Genomic DNA, 18,412 nt, shown 5'->3' on the forward strand with positions numbered 1-18,412 from the left:
AGGACGACGCATGGCACGACGCACAATCGACCTTGATACCGTGCAGCCGAACGGAAAGCGGGGTGAGACGCAACGGCCGGCCTTCACCAAGGTCAATGAGAACTTCGCCGATCTCTACACGGATCTGGATGAACTCGAAACCACGGTGCAGGATCTCCGGCGCAGGCAGAACGGCCGGAACCGGCTGATCAACGGTGACTTCAGGTTCTGGCAACGGGGCAGCAGCCGCACTGTGGTGTCGCCTCTGGCGGTGTATGTTCCCGATCGCTTCCAGGTGGTATGCACCGGGGCGGGGCAGGTCGCGGTGTCACGCCGCAGCTTCGATGCCCCGGCATTCGGGGTCACGGGATTCATGAACTGCGATCTCACCGGATCGACGGCCGCGACCGAGGCGTTCGTCACCCAGCCGGTGGAAGGCGTGCAGACGCTGGCGGGAAGTACCGTGACGCTGAGCATGCAGGCATGGGCCGCGACGCCGGGCTGCCGCATCGGCGTTCGCTTCATCCAGACGTTTGGTACCAATGGGTCTCCGGATGTGACGGTCCGGGCAGGCGTCCAGGAGATCGGCACCGCGGCCGCGCTCAGGTACTTCACCGTCGAGTTGCCATCCATTGCTGGCAAGACCGTGGGAGCCAACAGCAAGCTGCACGTCATCGTCGACTTTGCGACACCCGGTGGTTATGGCGGACAGCTTGTCGGCCAGTCTGGGTCCTTTTCGCTGACCTGCATGCAGTTGGAGAAGGGGGCGACACCTACCGACTACGACATGCGTGATGACGCAACCGAGCTGATGCTGTGCCAGCGGTACTACGAGAAGAGCTTCCCACTGGAACAGGCACCGCAGCTTGGCATGCCGTCACCGCAGGGCGTCGCCGCCGCGTTCCAGGCAGGCCTGGCGCGCAGTGAGCAGATCTCCTTCAAGGTCGCCAAACGCACTGTGCCCGCACTCACGCTCTACTCCAACAGTGAAGTGGCGCCGGCCCTCGGCTACTGGTCGTTGTTCAACGGCAACGGGTGGTCACGCGGAATGGCTGTCCCGCTGTTCCTTCGTCCCGATGGATTCACGCTTCAGCTTGATTTCGGTTCTGGCCTGACGCCGTTCTATGCCTATCTGGTGGGCGGCAACTGGGCGGCTGACGCCGAGATCTGACCTTGGCCGTCAACACCGGCGCACGCAGCGAGGACTGCACATGACACGAAGAATCATCGACCTGGACACCGTCCAGCCCAACGGCAAACGAGGTGAGACCCAGCGGCCGGCATTCACCAAGATCAACGACAACTTCGCCGAGATCTACGCTGGTCTGGACGACGCGCAATCGGCGCTCATGCATCTGGAAGGCCGCATGGCCGGAAGGAACCCGCTCATCAACGGCGACTTCCGGTTCTGGCAGCGCGGTGCAGCGTTCCCTGCATCCACGGGCTCTCGCTACATCGCTGACCGCTGGGCGGTCAATGCCATCGGCACCAGGGTAGCTGCCTCACGCGAGGATGTGCCTCCAGGCGGCGGCCAGGGAGGGCGCCTGCTGGCTGGGTCGCGCCACCTGCTTCGGCTGGAGGTGCAGAGCGTTGCCGGTGCCGGCAACATGGCGCTGGTCCAACAGCGCATCGAGGATGTCCGGACACTGGCCGGGCGCACCGTCACGATCAGTTTCAAGGCGCGCGCCTCGGTGGACGACTTCCGCATCGGCGTGGAGTTGCAGCAGTCCTACGGAACGGGTGGGTCTACCGCGCGCGACAGCATCGGCGCCTCGGTCGTGCTCGATACGCTGTGGCGATGGCACCAGGTCACCGTGGAAGTTCCCGGTCTTGCCGGCAAGACGCTGGGCCCGGACAGCTACCTGCAACTGGGCTTCTGGCTGGACGCAGGTGCCGATTTCGGCGGCCGCGCGTTCGCCGCCGGGCAGAAGAGCGGCAGCGTGCAAGTGGCCGAAGTGCAGATCGAAGAAGGCGATACCGCCACCGACTTCGACCGCCGGTCCGAAGCACTGGAGCTGCTGTTGTGCCAGCGCTACTACGAGACGGTGGATGTAAACCGGATCATCGGCATCACCTACACCGCCAACGGCGACACGCGAGCGTGCATCCCGTTCAAGGTGCGCAAACGCTCAGCACCCAGAATCTCCTCGCCGTCCACCGCGCTGAACCTGGTGGGCTTCGGCAATGCCGGCAACCTGGTCAACTTCGACGGCGGAGCGCCCAGCTGGCAGTCCACGGTTGACGCGGCAGTCATCGCCTCGATGCCGAACAACATGCAGCTCTGGGGCGCGGTGGTGGTGTGGTCGACCACCTCGCAGGTGCTGGTCCAGGCCGATGCGGAGCTCTGAGCCATGACAACCCCCGCTCCGCAGGCGCCAAAGCACGCCTGCTTCACCACCACTGCCTCGCTGCGCCCAGGCCACCACGTCATCGTGCCGTGCGGCCAGGAACGGTACCCCGTACCACCCCCTCTTCCCAATGCCGCACAGGAGAACACCCCATGATCACCGCCGATGCCCAGCAGCTTGAGCCGGGTGGCCGCATCACCGTCTATGAACTCGACGCCAGCAGTTTCGGCGCCGACAAGCTCTTCTTCCACGCGCACCTGCAGAGTGGCCTCATCTGGTGGCAGGGCCAGGAATATGGCCCCTGGCCGATCGAGGCCAGCGGCTTCGAGCGCACCAGCGACCAGCCGCCGAACCCGCGCCTGCGCGTGAGCAACATCGATGGCCGCATCACCGCCATGTGCCTGTTGTTCGATGACCTGGTCGGTGCACGCATCATCCGCCGGCAGACGCTGGCCAAGTACCTGGATGCCGCCAACTTCGAGGAAGGCAATCCCAGCGCGGATCCTGGCGAGCACTTCCCTGATGAAGTCTGGTTCATCGAGCGCAAGATCGGTGAGGACAAGCAGATGGTCGAGTTCGAGCTGACCACCGCGATCGATCTCAATGGGCAGCAGCTGCCGGGCAGGCAGATCATCGCCGGCATGTGTGGCTGGCTGGTGCGTGGCGGCTATCGCGGCGCGTACTGCGGCTACAACGGTCCAGCGGTGGCCGACAGCGACGACGTCGCCACCGATGATCCGGCGCGTGACCAGTGCGGCGGTCGGGTACGCAGCTGCAAGCTGCGCTTCGGCCAGGACAAGCCGCTGCCCTATGGCGGCTTCCCCGCCGCGGGCCTGTTGCGCTCCTGATCGATCCCCTCCCGATTCCACTTTCCAGGCCCGCCCGCGCGGGCCTTTTTCATGGGTGAAACATGCAACCGACAACCCTGCAGGCCATCCAGGCGCACGCCGTGGCCGAGTACCCGCGCGAATGCTGCGGGCTGATCGTGGCCATTGAAGGCCACGAACGCTATCTTCCCTGCCGCAACGTGGCCGCCACGCCCAGCGAGCATTTCCGCCTGCCCGCTGAGGACTATGCCGTGGCCGAGGACAAGGGCGAGGTGCTGGCCCTGGTGCACAGCCATCCCGATGCCGCCGCAACGCCGTCCGACGCCGATAGGGTCATGTGCGAGCGCAGCGGGCTGACCTGGCACATCGTCAGCGTCGGCCAGGTAACAGGCGAGGCACCGCTGTGCGGTGATCTGCAGACCCTGCATCCCACTGGCTACATGGCACCGTTGGTCGGTCGCCAGTTCGCCCACGGTGTGCTGGACTGCTACAGCCTGGTCCGCGATTTCCACGCACGCGAACTGGGCATCCCGCTGTCCGAGTACGAACGCCAGGACGACTGGTGGAGCCACGGCCAGGACCTGTACAGCCTTGAACGGCTGCACGCCGAGGGCTTCGACCTGATCGAGGGCGAGCCGCAGCGGGGCGACATGATCCTGATGCAGATCCGCTCGCCGGTCACCAACCACGCGGGCATCTACCTCGGCGACGGGCAGATGCTGCACCACCTGCATGGCCGCCTGTCCGAGACCGTGCCGTACGGCGGCATGTGGGCCGAGCGCACCCGTTGCATCGTCCGCCATCGCGGGGTGCGACATGACTGACCGTCTTCGTACGATCCGCCTGTACGGCAAGCTGGGTACGCGCTTTGGGCGCAGGTTCCGGCTGGCGGTGAACAGCCCGGCCGAGGCGGTGCATGCGCTGTGCACCATGCTGCCAGGATTCCAGCAGTACCTGATGGGCGCAAAGGCCAAGGGCATGGAGTTTGCCGTGTTCAACGGCCGGCAGAACCTGTCGCGGGATCAGCTGCACGACCCGCCGGGACAGGATGACATCCGCATCGCGCCGGTTCTGGTGGGCAGCAAGCGAGGGGGCGTACTGCAGACGATTGTGGGCGTCGTCCTCATCGTTGTTGGCGCCGTGGCATCGGCATGGGGATATGGAGCGATCGGCCAACCGATGATGAAGCTCGGTGTTTCCATGGTGATCGGCGGCATCACCCAGATGCTCTCCCCCCAGCCAAAAGGCCTGGGTGCCAAAGACACACCCGAAAACGCGCCCAGCTACAGCATGAACGGCACCGTCAACACGCAGGCGCAAGGCAACCCCGTGCCGGTCGCCTATGGCGGCCATGACAGCAAGGGCATGTTCATCGGCTCGGCCGTGATCAGCGGCGGCATCCTGGCGGAGGACCAGTTTTGAATCAGACCACTCATCCCACGCCGCGCACGCGTGGCGCAGCCACGCCAGTGCTGGCGGGTGCCAAGAAGGGCGCGAGCAACGCCCGAACCCCGGTCGAAACCGCCGACAGCCTGCACTCGATGGCGGTGGCCCGCATCATCGACCTCGCCAGCGAGGGCGAGATCCGTGGCCTGGTCGCCGGCAAGCAGTCGATCTACCTGGACCAGGTGCCGATCGAGAATCCGGACGGCACGCTGAACTTCTCCGGCGTGGACGTGCAGACGCGCTCCGGCACCCAGGACCAGGAGCACATCAGCGGCTTCCCCTCCATCGAGAACGAAGTCGGGGTCAACGTCGAGCTGCGCAGCGATGCGCCGGTGGTGCGCACCGTATCGGGTGCCGATCTGTCAGCCGTCCGTATCCGCTTTGCGGTGCCGGCGTTGCAGAAGACCAACACCGAGAACGGCGACACTGAAGGCTACCGGATCATGTACGCGGTGGATCTGTCCACCGACGGCGGCCCGTTCAGCACGGTGCTGACCGATGCCTTCAGTGGCAAGACCACCAGCCAGTACGAGCGCAGCCGCCGCATCGATCTGCCTGCCGGCAGCCAGTGGCAGGTGCGCATCCGCCGGCTGACCGCCAACGCCAACAGCAGCACCATCGCCGATACCGTCAACGTGCTGTCGATGACCGAGATCATCGATGCCAAGCTGCGCTATCCGAACTGTGCGCTGGCGGCGGTGCAGGTTGATGCCAGCCAGTTCCAGAACATTCCCACCCGGTCCTACCAGCTGTGGGGCCGCATCGTACGCATCCCCTCCAACTACGATCCGCTCAGCCGTCTCTACAGCGGTGTGTGGGACGGTACCTTCAAGAGTGGCTGGACCAACAATCCGGCCTGGGTGTTCTTCGACATCGTCACCAACGATCGCTTCGGCCTGGGCCATCGTGTTCCGCTGGACTGGGTGGACAAGTGGCGGCTGTACCAGATCGCGCGCTACTGCGATGAACTGGTCAGCGATGGCCAGGGCGGCAAGGAGCCGCGCTTCACCTGCAGCCTGTATCTGCAGACCCGCGCCGAGGCCTACCGCGTGCTGCAGGACATTGCCACCATGTTCCGCGGCATCAGCTTCTATGCGGCGGGGCAAGTGATGGCCTCGGCCGACATGCCCAAGGACCCGGTGCTGACCTACAGCCAGGCCAACGTCATCGAAGGGCGCTTCCACTATGCCGGCAGCAGCCGCACGGCGCGGCACACGGTGGCCCTGGTGTCGTGGATCGATCCGGACGACTTCGGCCGGCAGAAGGTCGAAGTCGTACAGCACCTTCCGGGCGTGGCCCGCTACGGCATCAACCAGACCGAAGTGACGGCGGTGGGCTGCCACTCGCGTTCGCAGGCGCAGCGCGTGGGCAACCACATCCTGCATACCGAGATGCTGGAAACCGAGACGATCAGCTTCTCGGTGGGCCTGGATGCGCTGGGCTGCATGCCCGGTGATGTGATCCAGGTGGCCGACCCGAACCGCGCCGGCCGCCGCAATGCGGGCCGCATCCGTAGTGCGGGCACGCGCAGCCTGGTGCTGGACCGGATGCCGGAACAGATCGCGACCGGTGACACCCTGCGTGCCACCCTGCCCAGCGGGCAGACCGAAGCACGCACGGTGCAGTCGGTGGACGGCGAGACGGTGACCGTCAGCGCGCCGTGGTCGGCGGTACCGGTGGCGCAGTCGGTCTGGGCATTGGAATCGCCGGAGCTGGCCCTGCAGCACTATCGCGTGCTGTCGATCAGCGAAGGCGAGGACCTGACCTATCAGATCACCGCGCTCAAGCACGTGCCGGGCAAGTACGCCGCCATCGACGACGGCACGCGCCTGGATCAGCCGCCGATCAGCATCATCCCGCCCAGCGTGCAGCCGGCACCGGCCAACGTGCGGATGGCCTCGCATGTGGTGGTCGACCAGGGCATCGCTACCTCCGTGCTCACGATCGAGTGGGATGCTGCGGACAAGGCGATCGGTTATGACGTGGAATGGCGCCGTGGCGATCTCAACTGGGTCCGCGCTGGTCGCGTCGGGACGCAGAGCCTGGAAGTGCGGGGCGTCTACGCAGGCGAGTATCTGGCCCGCGTACGCGCGGTCAATGCGCTGGGCGCGGTGTCGCAGCCGACGCTCAGCATGCTCACCACCATTGAAGGCAAGACGACGCCGCCCCCCTCGCTGGCATCGTTGACCAGCACTGCCCGCCCCTTCGGCATCGCACTGTCCTGGGGCTTCCCCGCAGGTGCAACCGATACCGAACGGACCGAACTCTGGTACAGCACTGGCCCCAATCGCGAGAGCGCGATCAAGCTGGGCGACTTCGCCTACCCGCAGGCCCAGCACCAGATGAACGGCCTGGCCGCTGGCGCGCGCTTCTGGTTCTGGGGACGGCTGGTGGATCGAAGTGGCAACATCGGCCCGTGGTATCCGGCGCAAGCCGGGGTGATGGGTGAGTCCAGCAGCAACCCGGATGACTACGACGCCTACTTCGCCGGCCGCATCAACGAAAGCGCGCTGGGCCAACAGCTGAAGGGCAAGATCGAGCGCGTCACCCAAGTGCTGCCGCTGGTCTGGGATGCCGAGGCAACCTACAGCCCAGGGCAGACCGTCATCCACGACGGGCGGATCTGGAGCTGGCAGGGCACTGCCGCAGGCAATGAAACGCCGCCGGGCAGCCACTGGAAGAACATCGGCGACGCCATCGCCGAGGCGGGCGCCATCGTCGGCCGTGTCGATCAGCTGGAAATGGACGTGACCGACGTCGATGGCAAGGTGGCCGCGCAGGGGCAGAAGGTCGATGGCCTGTTCGCCCAGGTCAGCGACCACAGTGCCGGCGAGGAGGACTACAACGTCGGCGAGAACGATGTCAGCGCCGGCACCATCACCGTCTACAGCGTGATGGCCGAGAAGGACGCGGCACTGGCCAAGCGCGTGGACACGGTCGAAGCGTCCATCGAAGGTGTTCCAGGCAAGATCGAGGGCGTCAGCGCCGCGGTCCAGCAGGTCTCGCAGGCCGTGGTCAACCTGGATGGCAAGGTCAGCGCGACCTATACGGTCAAGGCGCAGATCACCAGCGCCGGGCAGATCTACATGGCCGGCATGGGTCTGGGCGTGGAGCAGCAGCCAGATGGCAGCTACCAGAGCCAGATCCTGATGCAGGCTGATCGCTTCGCGCTGATCAACACCAACAGCGGGCAGGTCAGTGCGCCCTTCGTGGTGCAGGGCGGGCAGACCTTCATCAGCCAGGCACTGATCGGCAACGGCTGGATCCAGAACGCCATGATCGGCGACGTGATCCAGTCCAATGCGGTGGGTGCCGGCGGGCAACCACGATGGAGGCTCGACAAGAACGGCACGTTGACGATGAACGGCCCCGAGAACGGCGGCCGCCTGACCATCAATGACAGTGTCATCCACGTTTACGACAGCAACGGCCGCGTCCGCGTCCGCATGGGGATCTGGTAATGGCAACAGGTATGCAGATATTCGGCCCGGATGGGCAGATGTGGTTCGACACCAATGATCGTGCCGGCAAGATCATGGGCACTCTCTCGGTCGTTGGAAGCTCGTCCAGCAGCGTGGGCCTGGCCGGCCTGGGTGAGCCATTTGCCATCCTGCCCAGCCCTGGCTCCGACAGTTGGCAGGACCAGAATGGCAATCAGTTTTCCGCGCCTGCGCTTGGGTACATGTCGTTTGTCGACGGCGGCAATACATTGCGGATGCAGTTCACGTTCTCGCCGATTGCCAACCCGACTGCTTCCATCTACTACGGAGTCTTCTGATGTCTGTTGGTCTTGAAGTCACCAATGACAGCGGCGTTCCAGTTCTTGTGAACGCACATTCCTTCGTCTTCTTTTCGATAGCCAAGGGCACGCAGTCCATTGCAAGCAATACGTCCGCCTATGGCGCGAGCGGGTTTGTAAGCCTTCCCGCACAGAGCGTGCCGTACCTGGTGTTCATCCGCTGCAATGGCGGATCCGCACAGGTGATGTCAGCGCTGAATGGCTTTTACTGGAGCATGGGGCAAGGGACCACCAGCTTCGAGTGGTGGGCATGGGGGCGGGCGGTCAACAGTGGAAGTACAGGCATGCAGGTCTACAACGCCGACGGATCCATCCAGTGGGATATGTCAAACCGTCCACTGCGCATCGCTGGTTTGGTCGATAAATCGGGTGGAAGTGTTCCAGGCTTTACCGAGATGTCCACCGACAATGTGAGGCAAGGGCCACTGTTCAACGGTCCTGGTGAGAATCTCGCCTATCTGATGTCCGACATTGGACTGTGCCATGACATCTACGCCTACTACGGAAGTGGCCCGACCATTCGCGGCAACATGCGCTATCAGCCGTACATCAATACTCCAAATGCTTCGCAGGTGCGATTGAACTACTGCAGGCGTAGAGAGAACCGTCAACGTTCGTTGAGCGGCGCGTCCTACCAGAGTTTCACGGGGCAGTTGCCGAACTTCCTGATTGCCGCACACACCTACTAGCCTGAATCAGGCCCGTGCAGGCGGCCATTTGAGCCGCCAGGGACTAGACTGCGCCCCTCCTACGCTCCTCGACGACGCACTGCAGTGATCACGCCACCCTGACCCTTGCCGCACATCGGCAGCCGGCCCGCCCGGCTCAGGATGGTCGGCCTGCTCGAATCGATGATGACCCTGCAGATCGTCGAGGACATCACCGAGACGCCAGCGAGCGCAACCGCGAATGCGTCGGCCAGGGCGTGGCGAATACGGTCACCGGTTTCCTCGGCGGCATGGCCTGCTGCGCGATGATCGGCCAGTCGGTCATCAACGTGACGTCCGGTGGCCGTGGCCGCCTGTCCTGCCTGGTGGCCGGCGTGCTGCTGCTGGTGCTGGTGGTGTACGGCAGCGACCTGGTGCGGCAGATCCCGATGGCCGCTCTGGTGGCGGTGATGATCATGGTCAGCATCGGCACCTTCAGCTGGCGCTCGCTGCGCGACCTGCGCACGCATCCGCGCAGTTCCTCGGCCGTGATGCTGCTGACCGTGGTGGTCACCGTGGCCACCCACGACCTGGCCAAGGGCGTGCTCAGTGGCGTGCTGTTGTCGGCGCTGTTCTTCGCGCGCAAGGTTGGCCGCATGCTGGATGTGCAGCGCGAGGATGTCGCAGACACGCAGGTCTACCGCGTACGCGGGCAGGTGTTCTTCGCGTCCGCCGGCCAGCTGGGCGCCGCGTTCGACTACCAGCATGTGGCGCCGAAGGTGCAGATCGACCTGCGTGATGCCCATCTGTGGGATCTGACGGCGGTGGCCGCGCTGGAACGCGCGCAGGAAAAGCTGGCCGCGCATGGGGCGGGGGTGACGGTGGTGGGCCTGAATGCGGCCAGCCAGACGTTGATCGAACAGGTAGGCGGGCGCGGAGGCGGGCATTGAGGTTCCAGCGTCCGCGTCTGAGACGACGTGCACGCATTCTGAATCCAGTCAGGCACCTGAAACCGGCGCCGTCGTAGCATTGCCCGCGTGATGGGGCCGATGGACGGCCCCTCCTTGCCGGCACCCGCTGGCGACACGCAAGGGAGAAACTGGCAATGCAGGCATTGGGCGCGCTTGGGCGCAGCGAACGGGTCGGCGTCGGCCATGGGTATTGGAAGGTGCTGGCCCTGTGCCTGGCGCTCACCGCATGCCAGGCGCCTTCTTCCCAGGCATCGACCGAAACGGCGGCCCCCGCGTCGATTGCTGCGGCATCGCCGACAGCCCCTTCCGGCCCGGCATCGGCAGATTCCCTCCACTACCCGGATGCGTCCTATACCGACGGTCGCCTGCGCCCAGCCTATGGCTGGTGTGTGGATGGGGTGGAAGATGCAGGCAAGCTCCAGGCCTGCGGCAAGGACGAACTCGCCTACCAGGAAGGGCGTCTCGAAGCGGCGGCCAGCAAGGCGCTGGCCGGACTCGACGGCGCTGCCCGGACGGCATTCCAGGCCACCCAGGCGAGCTGGCGCAGCGATACAGACCGTTATTGCCGCGATGTCCCCAACAGCAGCGTGCAGCAGCTGCAGGGCGCGCAGGAATGCCGCCTGTACCGTGTTGCCAACCGTGCCGACCAGCTGCTGGCGCAGAGCGCGCCGCCGGATACCTCGTATACCCAGGCAGCGCTGCGTCCGGAATACACCCGTTGCGTGCAGGACGCCCGCGGCATGGACGACCAGTTGGAAGCCTGCGATACGGCCGAGCTCGCCCATCACAAGGCGCTGCTGGAAGCACAGGTCGCGCGACTGATGGACGGCCCCGACGGCCCGGGCAAGGACCGCTGGATGGACGAGCAGGCCAACTGGGCTGCAGACACGGACAAACACTGCAGCCAGGCCACTGACAGCGTGGGCCCGGCGTTGGATGCACAGTCGTGCCTCATCAATCGTTACGCCAACCGTGCGGTGGAACTGCAGAAGGGCGTGTTGGCGCGATGATGAGCCTCGATGGCGGCATTGCAGGGGGCCTCGACGCCGATCCGAAAGCCCGTCTGCTGGCAGGGCAGCGGAATTGACTGCGGTCAAGCCTTCAAGATGTCCTTGAAACGGCAGTTTCGTTGAGATTCGTGAGCATTGGGCATCATGTGAGCGACCTCAACATACGAATTCGCGAACGCGATCGCGAGGACGTTGCGCCGTGCAGATTGCAGTTGGGACAAGGTGCACACATTCTGAATCCAGTCAGGCATCTGAAATCCACGCTGGCGTAGCATGCAATTCCCGATGGGGCCGATGGACGGCCCCGCGTTGACGGGCAACGTGCCTGGATGCCAAGGAGATGCAAGCAATGCAGGGAACAAACCACCTTCCAGCGGCCCCCCGCGAAACGTTCGGCAGGGCCGGGGCCATCGCGCTTGCGCTGGCCCTGGGCCTCAGCCTGGCAGCATGCCAGGCCAAGAGCCCGGAGGCGGATACGGCAGTTGCCCCCGCGGCCGCCGCGCCCGCCACCGCATCGCCGCCCGCCACTGCAGAGCCTGCACGCGCCGCACCTGCCACGACAGCGGCCGATGCCGATGATCAGGACATGCCGCCGCAGCGCCCGGATGATTCCTACAACAAAGCCACGCTGCGGCCGCAGTACGCCACGTGCGTGAACTCCAGCGGCGGCGAGACCCCCGCACTGCAGGCGTGTGGCGATGAGGAGCTTGCCTGGCAGGAGCAGCGACTCGAGCAGGCCTTCATGAAGATCGTCGACGGTCCCGATGGCAAGGACAAGGATAGGCTGATGGACGAGCAGGCCGCCTACATGTCCGATACCAATCGCTACTGCAGCTGGAACCCTGCCGAAGACGGGCAGGGGCAGATGCTGGACGCGCAGTCCTGCCGGATCAATCGCACCGCCAACCGTGCCGACGTGCTGCAGGCACTGACCTCGAAGTAATTCCCCCGCAAAGGAGTGCAGGAAAATGGATGTTGTGACCCAGGCAAAGCAGGCAATGGACAACTGGCATCGCGGCCAGACGTCGGCGCATTTCGAAACCGGAGGTCGCGGCCCCGGCCACGTTTCCACCGGCAGGGGCGACCATGGCGGCGTGTCGTATGGCAGTTACCAGTACGCCACCAACGTTGGCGGCGTGGATGAGTACGTCGCCGCCTCGCGCTATGGCAACCGCTTCAACGGCCTGCAGGCAGGAACCCCGGCCTTCACCGAACGCTGGAAGGAAGTGGCGGCCGCCGATCCGGCAGGGTTTGCCAGGGACCAGCACGACTTCATCCAGCACAAGTACTACGACGTGCAGATGGGCCGCCTGAAGGATGTGGGCATCGATCTCTCCGGCCGTGGTGCGGCCGTGCAGGATGCGCTGTGGAGCACCTCGGTGCAGTACCGCGGCATGACCCGGTCGGTGTTCCAGAAGGGCCTGCAGCAGGCCTATGGCGAAGACTTCAAGCTGACTGAGCTGAGTGACGAGCAGATCGTCCGCGCGGTGCAGGACTACAAGCACGCCAATGTGCAGGTGCACTTCCAGAGCTCGCCCACCCTGTGGGATTCGCTGCGTGATCGTGCGCTCACCGAGAAGACCGCACTGGTCGGGCTGGCGCGCTACGACCAGGTCAACCACAACCCCGAGGCTTACCGGGGCAAGGATTACCAGCAGGTGTTCGGTGAACCTGAGCCCGGCCAGCGCGGCCAGCGCGGCCAGCGTGCGGCGGCATCGGCGATGGCCGACGGCGTGCTGGCACCCGGCGAGCGTGGTACCGAGGTCCAGGCCCTGCAGGCCAAGCTGATCCAGGCCGGCCATAGCGGTCGCAACGGGCAACCGCTGACAGCCGATAGCCACTACGGTGCCAATACCGAGCATGCAGTGCGCGAGTTCCAGCAGGCGCATGGGCTGACCGTCGATGGCAAGGCCGGCCGGCAGACCCTGCAGGCCCTGGATACGGCGGTACGCGAGCACACGCCGGCGCAGCCTGTGGCACCGGCCACGCCTGCACCGGTCACTCCTGCTGCGGCACCCGCACCCGCACCCGCGACTGCGCGGGAAGCCGATGCCGCCGCCGCGCCCGGTGGCCAGCGCATCGTCGTGGTCGAACCCTTTGGCAACGGCAGCAGCAACCGCACACTGCGCCATGGCACCAGTGGCGAGGATGCCTATCGCGAACTGAAGATCCATCACCCCAACACCAATGCCGAGGCCGTGCGCACCGGCAATGCCGCCAAGGCTGACCGCCCGTCGGCCATGGTCGAGGGCGAACTGGAAACGGTACGGACCCGCGGTGATCGCAACGGCATCCCGCTGGTGCACAAGGATCTGATCCTGAGCAATGCGCGCGGCGACCGGGAGGTGATGATTCCCAATCCGGTCGCCGGGTATGTCCAGGTCAACAATGACAAGTGGAATTCGATCAGCATCTGGAGCCATCCGGCCGGGCATCCGCAGCGCGAACTGGTCGGGCAGGTGCTGCACGGTGCGCGTGGAACCACCCCTTACAAGACCGGTGATTTCGTCGAGTACGGTGCGCCGTTGATCCGCCAGTCCGATGCCGGTACCCCGGGTGCCGTGCACGCGCATATCGAGCTCGAGCCCGATCAGTACCGCAGGTTCCTGGGCGACATCCTCAACGACCGCATCACCCTGGGCGGCAAGGTCCACGCGCAGGGCCCCGAGGCCGCGCAGGCCGCACGCAGTGCACAGCAGGCGCCGATGGCCGATGGCGTGCTGAAGCAGGGCGAGCGCGGCGATGAGGTCAAGGCCCTGCAGGGCAAGCTGGCGGCGCTGGGCTACGCCGGGGCCGACGGCAAGCCGCTGCACGCCGATGGCGTGTATGGCAAGGACACCTTTGCAGCGGTCAAGCAGTTCCAGGCCAACAATGGCCTGGACGACGATGGCAAGGCCGGCCGCAGGACCCTGGCGCAGGTGGATGCGCCCAACGCGGTGAAGGCCGGTATCGCGCCGGCGGCACCGGCCCAGGCCGAACCTGCAGCGCCGGCCAGCATGCGCGACGCCGGGCATGCCGACAACGCGCGCTTCGGCCAGGCTTTGGAGAAGCTGCAGGCGCTCGAACAGCAGCGCGCCCAGGCCGGCCTGAAGCCGCTGTTCGCCAACTCGCAGGAAGCCGAACGAGCGGCTGGCCAGCTGGCCTACGAAAGCAAGGTGTCCGGCATGCGCCAGATCGACCATGTCGTGGCCCGCCCGGACGGCACCGGCCTGTTCGCGGTGCAGGGCGAGCTGGGTGACCCGGCAGCGCAGCGGACCTTCGTCGACCGCCAGCAGGCGGTGTCGCACTCGGTCGAGGCCAGCAGCCGGCAGAGCGAAGCGCTGGACAGTCAGTTCAACCAGCGTGCGCAGGAACAGCAGCAGGAACAGGTTCGCAACCGCGGGTTGTAAGCCACGCGGTGTCCCCGGGGCCGGTCGAGCGGCCAGCCCCGGAGCCACCCGCCGCCATTCAGCCGTCCGGTGTAAACTATTGATCTCACTGGCAATGCCAGTCTCCACGATCAACACCCCGATGACGTCCGCCACCGCCCGTTACGCCGATTCCCTGCGCCTGTCCGTTGCCCCCATGATGGACTGGACCGATCGCCATTGCCGCGTGTTCCATCGCGTGCTGGCACCGGGTGTGCGCCTGTACACGGAAATGGTGCACGCCAACGCGGTCATCCACGGCGATCGCGCGCGCCTGCTCGGCTTCGACCGCAGCGAACAGCCGCTGGCGCTGCAGCTGGGGGGCAGCGATCCCGCGCTGCTGGCGCAGGCTGCGCGCATCGCTGCCGACTGGGGCTACGACGAGGTCAACCTCAACTGCGGCTGCCCGTCCGACCGCGTGCAGGCCGGGCGCTTCGGCGCCTGCCTGATGCGCGAGCCGATGCTCGTGGCTGAGTGCGTGGCGGCGATGGTCGATGCCGTCGAGATCCCGGTGACGGTGAAGTGCCGCCTGGGCGTGGACGAGGACAACGACTACGACGTGTTCGCCGCCTTTGTCGACCGCCAGGTCGCCGCAGGTGCCGCGATGGTGGTGGTGCACGCGCGCAACGCGTGGCTGAAGGGCCTGTCGCCGAAGGAGAACCGCGAGGTTCCGCCGCTGAAGTACGACTGGGCCTACCGCCTGAAGCAGGAGCGCCCGGCACTGCCGGTGGTGCTCAACGGCGGCCTGGCCAGCGTCGAGGCGGTGCAGGCGCAGGCCGCGCACGTCGATGGCGTGATGCTGGGCCGCGCGGCCTACCACGATCCCTACCTGCTGCATCAGCTGGATGCGCTGCAGACCGGCGCCCCGCTGCAGGCCCGCGGCGACCTGCTGCGCGCGCTGCGTCCCTACGTGGAAGCGCGCCTGGGCGAAGGCCTGGCGCTGAAGCACATCACCCGCCACCTGCTCGGCCTGTTCCATGGCCAGCCCGGTGGCCGCGCATTCCGCCAGGTGCTGAGCGAGGGCGCACACCGCCCGGGCGCCGATTGGAGCCTGGTCGAGCAGGCGCTTGCCGCGACCGAACGCGACGCTGATCGCGCCGCAGCGTGACCGCTGTCACATTCCTGGCTTGACAAGGCGCGGTGATTCGTTCCGAATGTTCACCTAGCTGAACATCGCGGGGTCGCGGCCGGAAAAGTTCAGACCGGATTCACTGCCCCAAACCAAGAATTTGCAAAGGATTTGTAAAGCGCCGGGCCCCGAACCCGGCATCCGGATTTACGACTTTTGAACGAATCGCCGTGCTCGGCTAGGATCGCATCGATGTCTTCCGCTCCCTTCCATCGCCGCATTGCCCTGGCCACCTGCGTGGTCCTGTCGGCCGTGCCGCTGTCGTCGGCGCTGGCACAGCAGCCGCCGCGGGGTGAGCAGGGGCGTGCGGAGATGATGGAGCGGGGCGAGCGCGGCAACCGTGGCGACGAGCGTTCGCTGTCCGATGCCGTGCGCCGCGTGCAGCGCACCACGGGTGGTCACATCCTCGGTGCCGAGCGCGTGCCGTTCGATGGTCGTGATATCAACCGGGTGAAGTACATGGACGACCGGGGCCGGGTCCGCTACATGGACGACCCCGCCCCGTCGCGTTCACAGCCGCGCACGCCGCGGTCGGATATGTCATCACTACGCGGCGATAACCCCTGAACAGGGATAGTTGTCGCTATCAACCCGTACCCCACAGGCCTCCGGGCCACACCCAGGACACTAGGGAGAGTTCATGCGTATCCTTCTGGTCGAAGACGAAGCCCCGCTGCGTGAGACCCTGGCAGCCCGGCTCAAGCGCGAAGGCTTTGCCGTCGATGCTGCGCAGGACGGCGAGGAAGGCCTCTACATGGGGCGCGAAGTTCCGTTCGATGTCGGCATCATCGACCTCGGCCTGCCCAAGATGTCGGGCATGGAGCTGATCAAGGCCCTGCGTGATGAAGGCAAGAAGTTCCCGGTGCTGATCCTGACCGCGCGTTCGAGCTGGCAGGACAAGGTCGAGGGCCTGAAGCAGGGTGCCGACGATTACCTGGTCAAGCCGTTCCACGTCGAAGAGCTGCTGGCCCGCGTCAACGCGTTGCTGCGCCGCGCCGCCGGCTGGAGCAAGCCGACCCTGGAATGCGGCCCGGTCGCATTGGACCTCGCCGCCCAGACCGTCAGCGTGGCCGGCAGCAATGTCGACCTGACCAGCTACGAGTACAAGGTGCTGGAGTACCTGATGATGCATGCCGGTGAACTGGTCTCCAAGGCCGACCTCACCGAGCACATCTACCAGCAGGACTTCGACCGCGACTCGAACGTGCTGGAAGTGTTCATCGGCCGCCTGCGCAAGAAGCTGGACCCGGATGGCGAACTGAAGCCGATCGAGACCGTACGCGGTCGCGGCTACCGTTTCGCGATCCCGCGCAACGAGGGCTGAGCCGGCTCACCCTGGCGATAACACGATGTCCGGCCGTCTGTGGTTCTTCCGACGCTGGCGGCCGCGCTCACTGCAGGCGCGCCAGATGCTCGCCGCGTCCGTGGGCCTGGTGGCGTTCCTGGCCCTGGCCGGTTACGCGCTCGACGCCGCCTTCGCCGACACGGCGAAGGCGAACCTGCGCGAGCGCCTGAAGAACTACGCCACCTCCTACGCGGCCGGCATCGACTTCACCCGCGACCGCTCGCTGTACATCCGCGAGCAGCCGCCGGATTCCCGCTTCGACGTGCCCGGCAGTGGCCTGTACCTGCAGGTAGTGATGCCGCACGGCAAGGGCAATTCGATGTCCGCTGAAGGCCCGATGCTGCCCACCGTGGGCGGCGGCCTGCTGGCACCGCGCCAGGAAGTGTTCGAAGGCCCGCTGCCGATGATCCAGATCGACGGCAGCCAGGGCTCGGTGTACCGCTATGGCCTGGGCCTGGTCTGGGGCGCCGATGCCGACCCCGCCACCGAATTCCCGTACACCATCTATGTGATGGAAGACTCGCGCGCGCTGGGTGCCCAGCTGCGCGTGTTCCGTGGCCGCGTCTGGTTCTACCTGGGCGGCATCGGCCTGATCCTGCTGCTGCTGCAGACCGTCATCCTGCAGTGGAGCCTGCGCCCGTTGCGCCGGGTGATCACCGAGTTGACCAAGGTGCAGCGCGGCGAGACCGAGCGCATGAGCGAGCGCCACCCGCGCGAGCTGGAACCGCTGACCGACAGCATCAACGCCTTCATCGAAAGCGAGCGCGAGAACCTCGAGCGCCAGCGCAACACCCTGGCCGACCTGGCGCACAGCCTGAAAACGCCGATTGCCGTGTTGCGCACGCAGATGGACAGCGGTGCCGGCGACGGCGCGCTGCGCGAAGAACTGGACGTGCAGCTGCAGCGCATGAACAACCTGGTTTCGTACCAGCTGGCGCGCGCGGCCTCCTCGGGCCACAAGCTGTTCTCCGCGCCGCTGCCGATCGAGTCCAATGCCGAGGAAATCGTGCGTGGGCTGGAAAAGGTCTACGCTTCCAAGGGCGTGCTGTGCGAATTCGATATCGATCCGGCCGCACGCTTCCACGGCGAACCGGGCGACCTGCAGGAACTGCTCGGCAACCTGCTGGAGAACGCCTTCAAGTGGGCCAACCGCCGCGTGCTGCTGACCGCGCAGCCGCTGCCGGCCCCGAACGCGCGCCGCGCCGGCCTGCTGCTGGCGGTGGATGACGACGGCCCGGGCATTGCCCCGGACGACATCGGCAAGGTGCTGCAGCGTGGCGTGCGTGGCGACGAGCGCGTGCAGGGCCACGGCATCGGCCTGTCGATCGTGCAGGACCTGATCAAGGATTACCGCGGCGAACTGACCGTGGGCCGTTCGGCCGAACTGGGCGGCGCCCGCTTCGAAGTGCGCCTGCCGCCAGGGCCGTAAGCCTCGTTGATCGGTAGTGCTGGCCGCTGGCCGGCAACCAAGCAATGCCATCGAAGATCATGAGGTTGCCGGCCA

15 protein-coding genes and 1 pseudogene are annotated in these 18,412 nt (G+C 65.9%); all 16 read left to right on the forward strand.

The window, feature by feature from the left end:
- Nucleotides 1–10 precede the first annotated feature (10 nt).
- The gene (locus tag AC5P7F_RS19495; RefSeq protein ID WP_053494634.1) at nt 11–1,150 is read left to right on the forward strand and encodes a hypothetical protein; all 1,140 of its coding nucleotides are present in this window, start codon (nt 11–13) and stop codon (nt 1,148–1,150) included.
- Nucleotides 1,104–2,327 carry a hypothetical protein gene (locus tag AC5P7F_RS19500; protein WP_414616462.1) on the forward strand — a complete coding sequence of 408 codons (1,224 nt, stop codon included), beginning with the start codon at nt 1,104–1,106 and terminating at the stop codon, nt 2,325–2,327. Before AC5P7F_RS19495 ends, AC5P7F_RS19500 begins: the two co-directional genes overlap by 47 nt.
- A 152-nt stretch (nt 2,328–2,479) precedes the next feature.
- The gene (locus tag AC5P7F_RS19505) at nt 2,480–3,175 is read left to right on the forward strand and encodes a phage minor tail protein L (protein ID WP_014645608.1); all 696 of its coding nucleotides are present in this window, start codon (nt 2,480–2,482) and stop codon (nt 3,173–3,175) included.
- Nucleotides 3,176–3,237: 62 nt separating this feature from the next.
- A complete protein-coding gene (locus AC5P7F_RS19510; RefSeq protein ID WP_032956266.1) occupies nt 3,238–3,978 on the forward strand; it encodes a C40 family peptidase in 741 nt (246 codons plus the stop codon).
- Nucleotides 3,971–4,576, forward strand: a complete 606-nt coding sequence (locus AC5P7F_RS19515) for a tail assembly protein (RefSeq protein WP_481462458.1) — start codon at nt 3,971–3,973, stop codon at nt 4,574–4,576. Before AC5P7F_RS19510 ends, AC5P7F_RS19515 begins: the two co-directional genes overlap by 8 nt.
- A complete protein-coding gene (locus AC5P7F_RS19520) occupies nt 4,573–8,061 on the forward strand; it encodes a TipJ family phage tail tip protein (RefSeq protein ID WP_495204194.1) in 3,489 nt (1,162 codons plus the stop codon). The genes AC5P7F_RS19515 and AC5P7F_RS19520 overlap by 4 nt, the downstream gene beginning before the upstream one ends.
- 38 nt (nt 8,062–8,099) lie before the next feature.
- Nucleotides 8,100–8,378 carry a hypothetical protein gene (locus AC5P7F_RS19525; protein WP_227863853.1) on the forward strand — a complete coding sequence of 93 codons (279 nt, stop codon included), beginning with the start codon at nt 8,100–8,102 and terminating at the stop codon, nt 8,376–8,378.
- On the forward strand, nt 8,378–9,088 hold the full coding sequence (locus AC5P7F_RS19530) for a hypothetical protein (protein WP_041862971.1): 711 nt from the start codon (nt 8,378–8,380) through the stop codon (nt 9,086–9,088). Before AC5P7F_RS19525 ends, AC5P7F_RS19530 begins: the two co-directional genes overlap by 1 nt.
- 129 nt (nt 9,089–9,217) lie before the next feature.
- Nucleotides 9,218–9,996 (forward strand): annotated as a pseudogene (locus AC5P7F_RS19535) (SulP family inorganic anion transporter); the annotation flags it as partial.
- Nucleotides 9,997–10,151: 155 nt separating this feature from the next.
- Nucleotides 10,152–11,027 carry a lysozyme inhibitor LprI family protein gene (locus AC5P7F_RS19540; RefSeq protein WP_014645615.1) on the forward strand — a complete coding sequence of 292 codons (876 nt, stop codon included), beginning with the start codon at nt 10,152–10,154 and terminating at the stop codon, nt 11,025–11,027.
- A 586-nt stretch (nt 11,028–11,613) separates the two neighbouring features.
- On the forward strand, nt 11,614–11,970 hold the full coding sequence (locus tag AC5P7F_RS19545; protein WP_065428057.1) for a lysozyme inhibitor LprI family protein: 357 nt from the start codon (nt 11,614–11,616) through the stop codon (nt 11,968–11,970).
- 25 nt (nt 11,971–11,995) lie between these two features.
- Nucleotides 11,996–14,416: a VgrG-related protein gene (locus AC5P7F_RS19550; protein ID WP_495204195.1), complete on the forward strand. Its 2,421-nt coding sequence runs from the start codon at nt 11,996–11,998 to the stop codon at nt 14,414–14,416.
- 94 nt (nt 14,417–14,510) lie between these two features.
- Complete coding sequence (dusA, locus tag AC5P7F_RS19555) at nt 14,511–15,542, forward strand: tRNA dihydrouridine(20/20a) synthase DusA (protein WP_164077524.1); 1,032 nt, start codon at nt 14,511–14,513, stop codon at nt 15,540–15,542.
- A 213-nt stretch (nt 15,543–15,755) separates the two neighbouring features.
- Nucleotides 15,756–16,130 carry a hypothetical protein gene (locus AC5P7F_RS19560; protein WP_014645619.1) on the forward strand — a complete coding sequence of 125 codons (375 nt, stop codon included), beginning with the start codon at nt 15,756–15,758 and terminating at the stop codon, nt 16,128–16,130.
- A 73-nt stretch (nt 16,131–16,203) separates the two neighbouring features.
- Nucleotides 16,204–16,887 carry a response regulator transcription factor gene (locus AC5P7F_RS19565; RefSeq protein WP_004136763.1) on the forward strand — a complete coding sequence of 228 codons (684 nt, stop codon included), beginning with the start codon at nt 16,204–16,206 and terminating at the stop codon, nt 16,885–16,887.
- Between the two features lie 25 nt (nt 16,888–16,912).
- Entirely contained in the window at nt 16,913–18,337 is a 1,425-nt protein-coding gene (locus tag AC5P7F_RS19570) for an ATP-binding protein (RefSeq protein WP_014645620.1), read from the forward strand.
- Nucleotides 18,338–18,412 lie beyond the last annotated feature (75 nt).

It is taken from the genome of Stenotrophomonas sp. YJH_SMC_105-26, assembly GCF_059368915.1.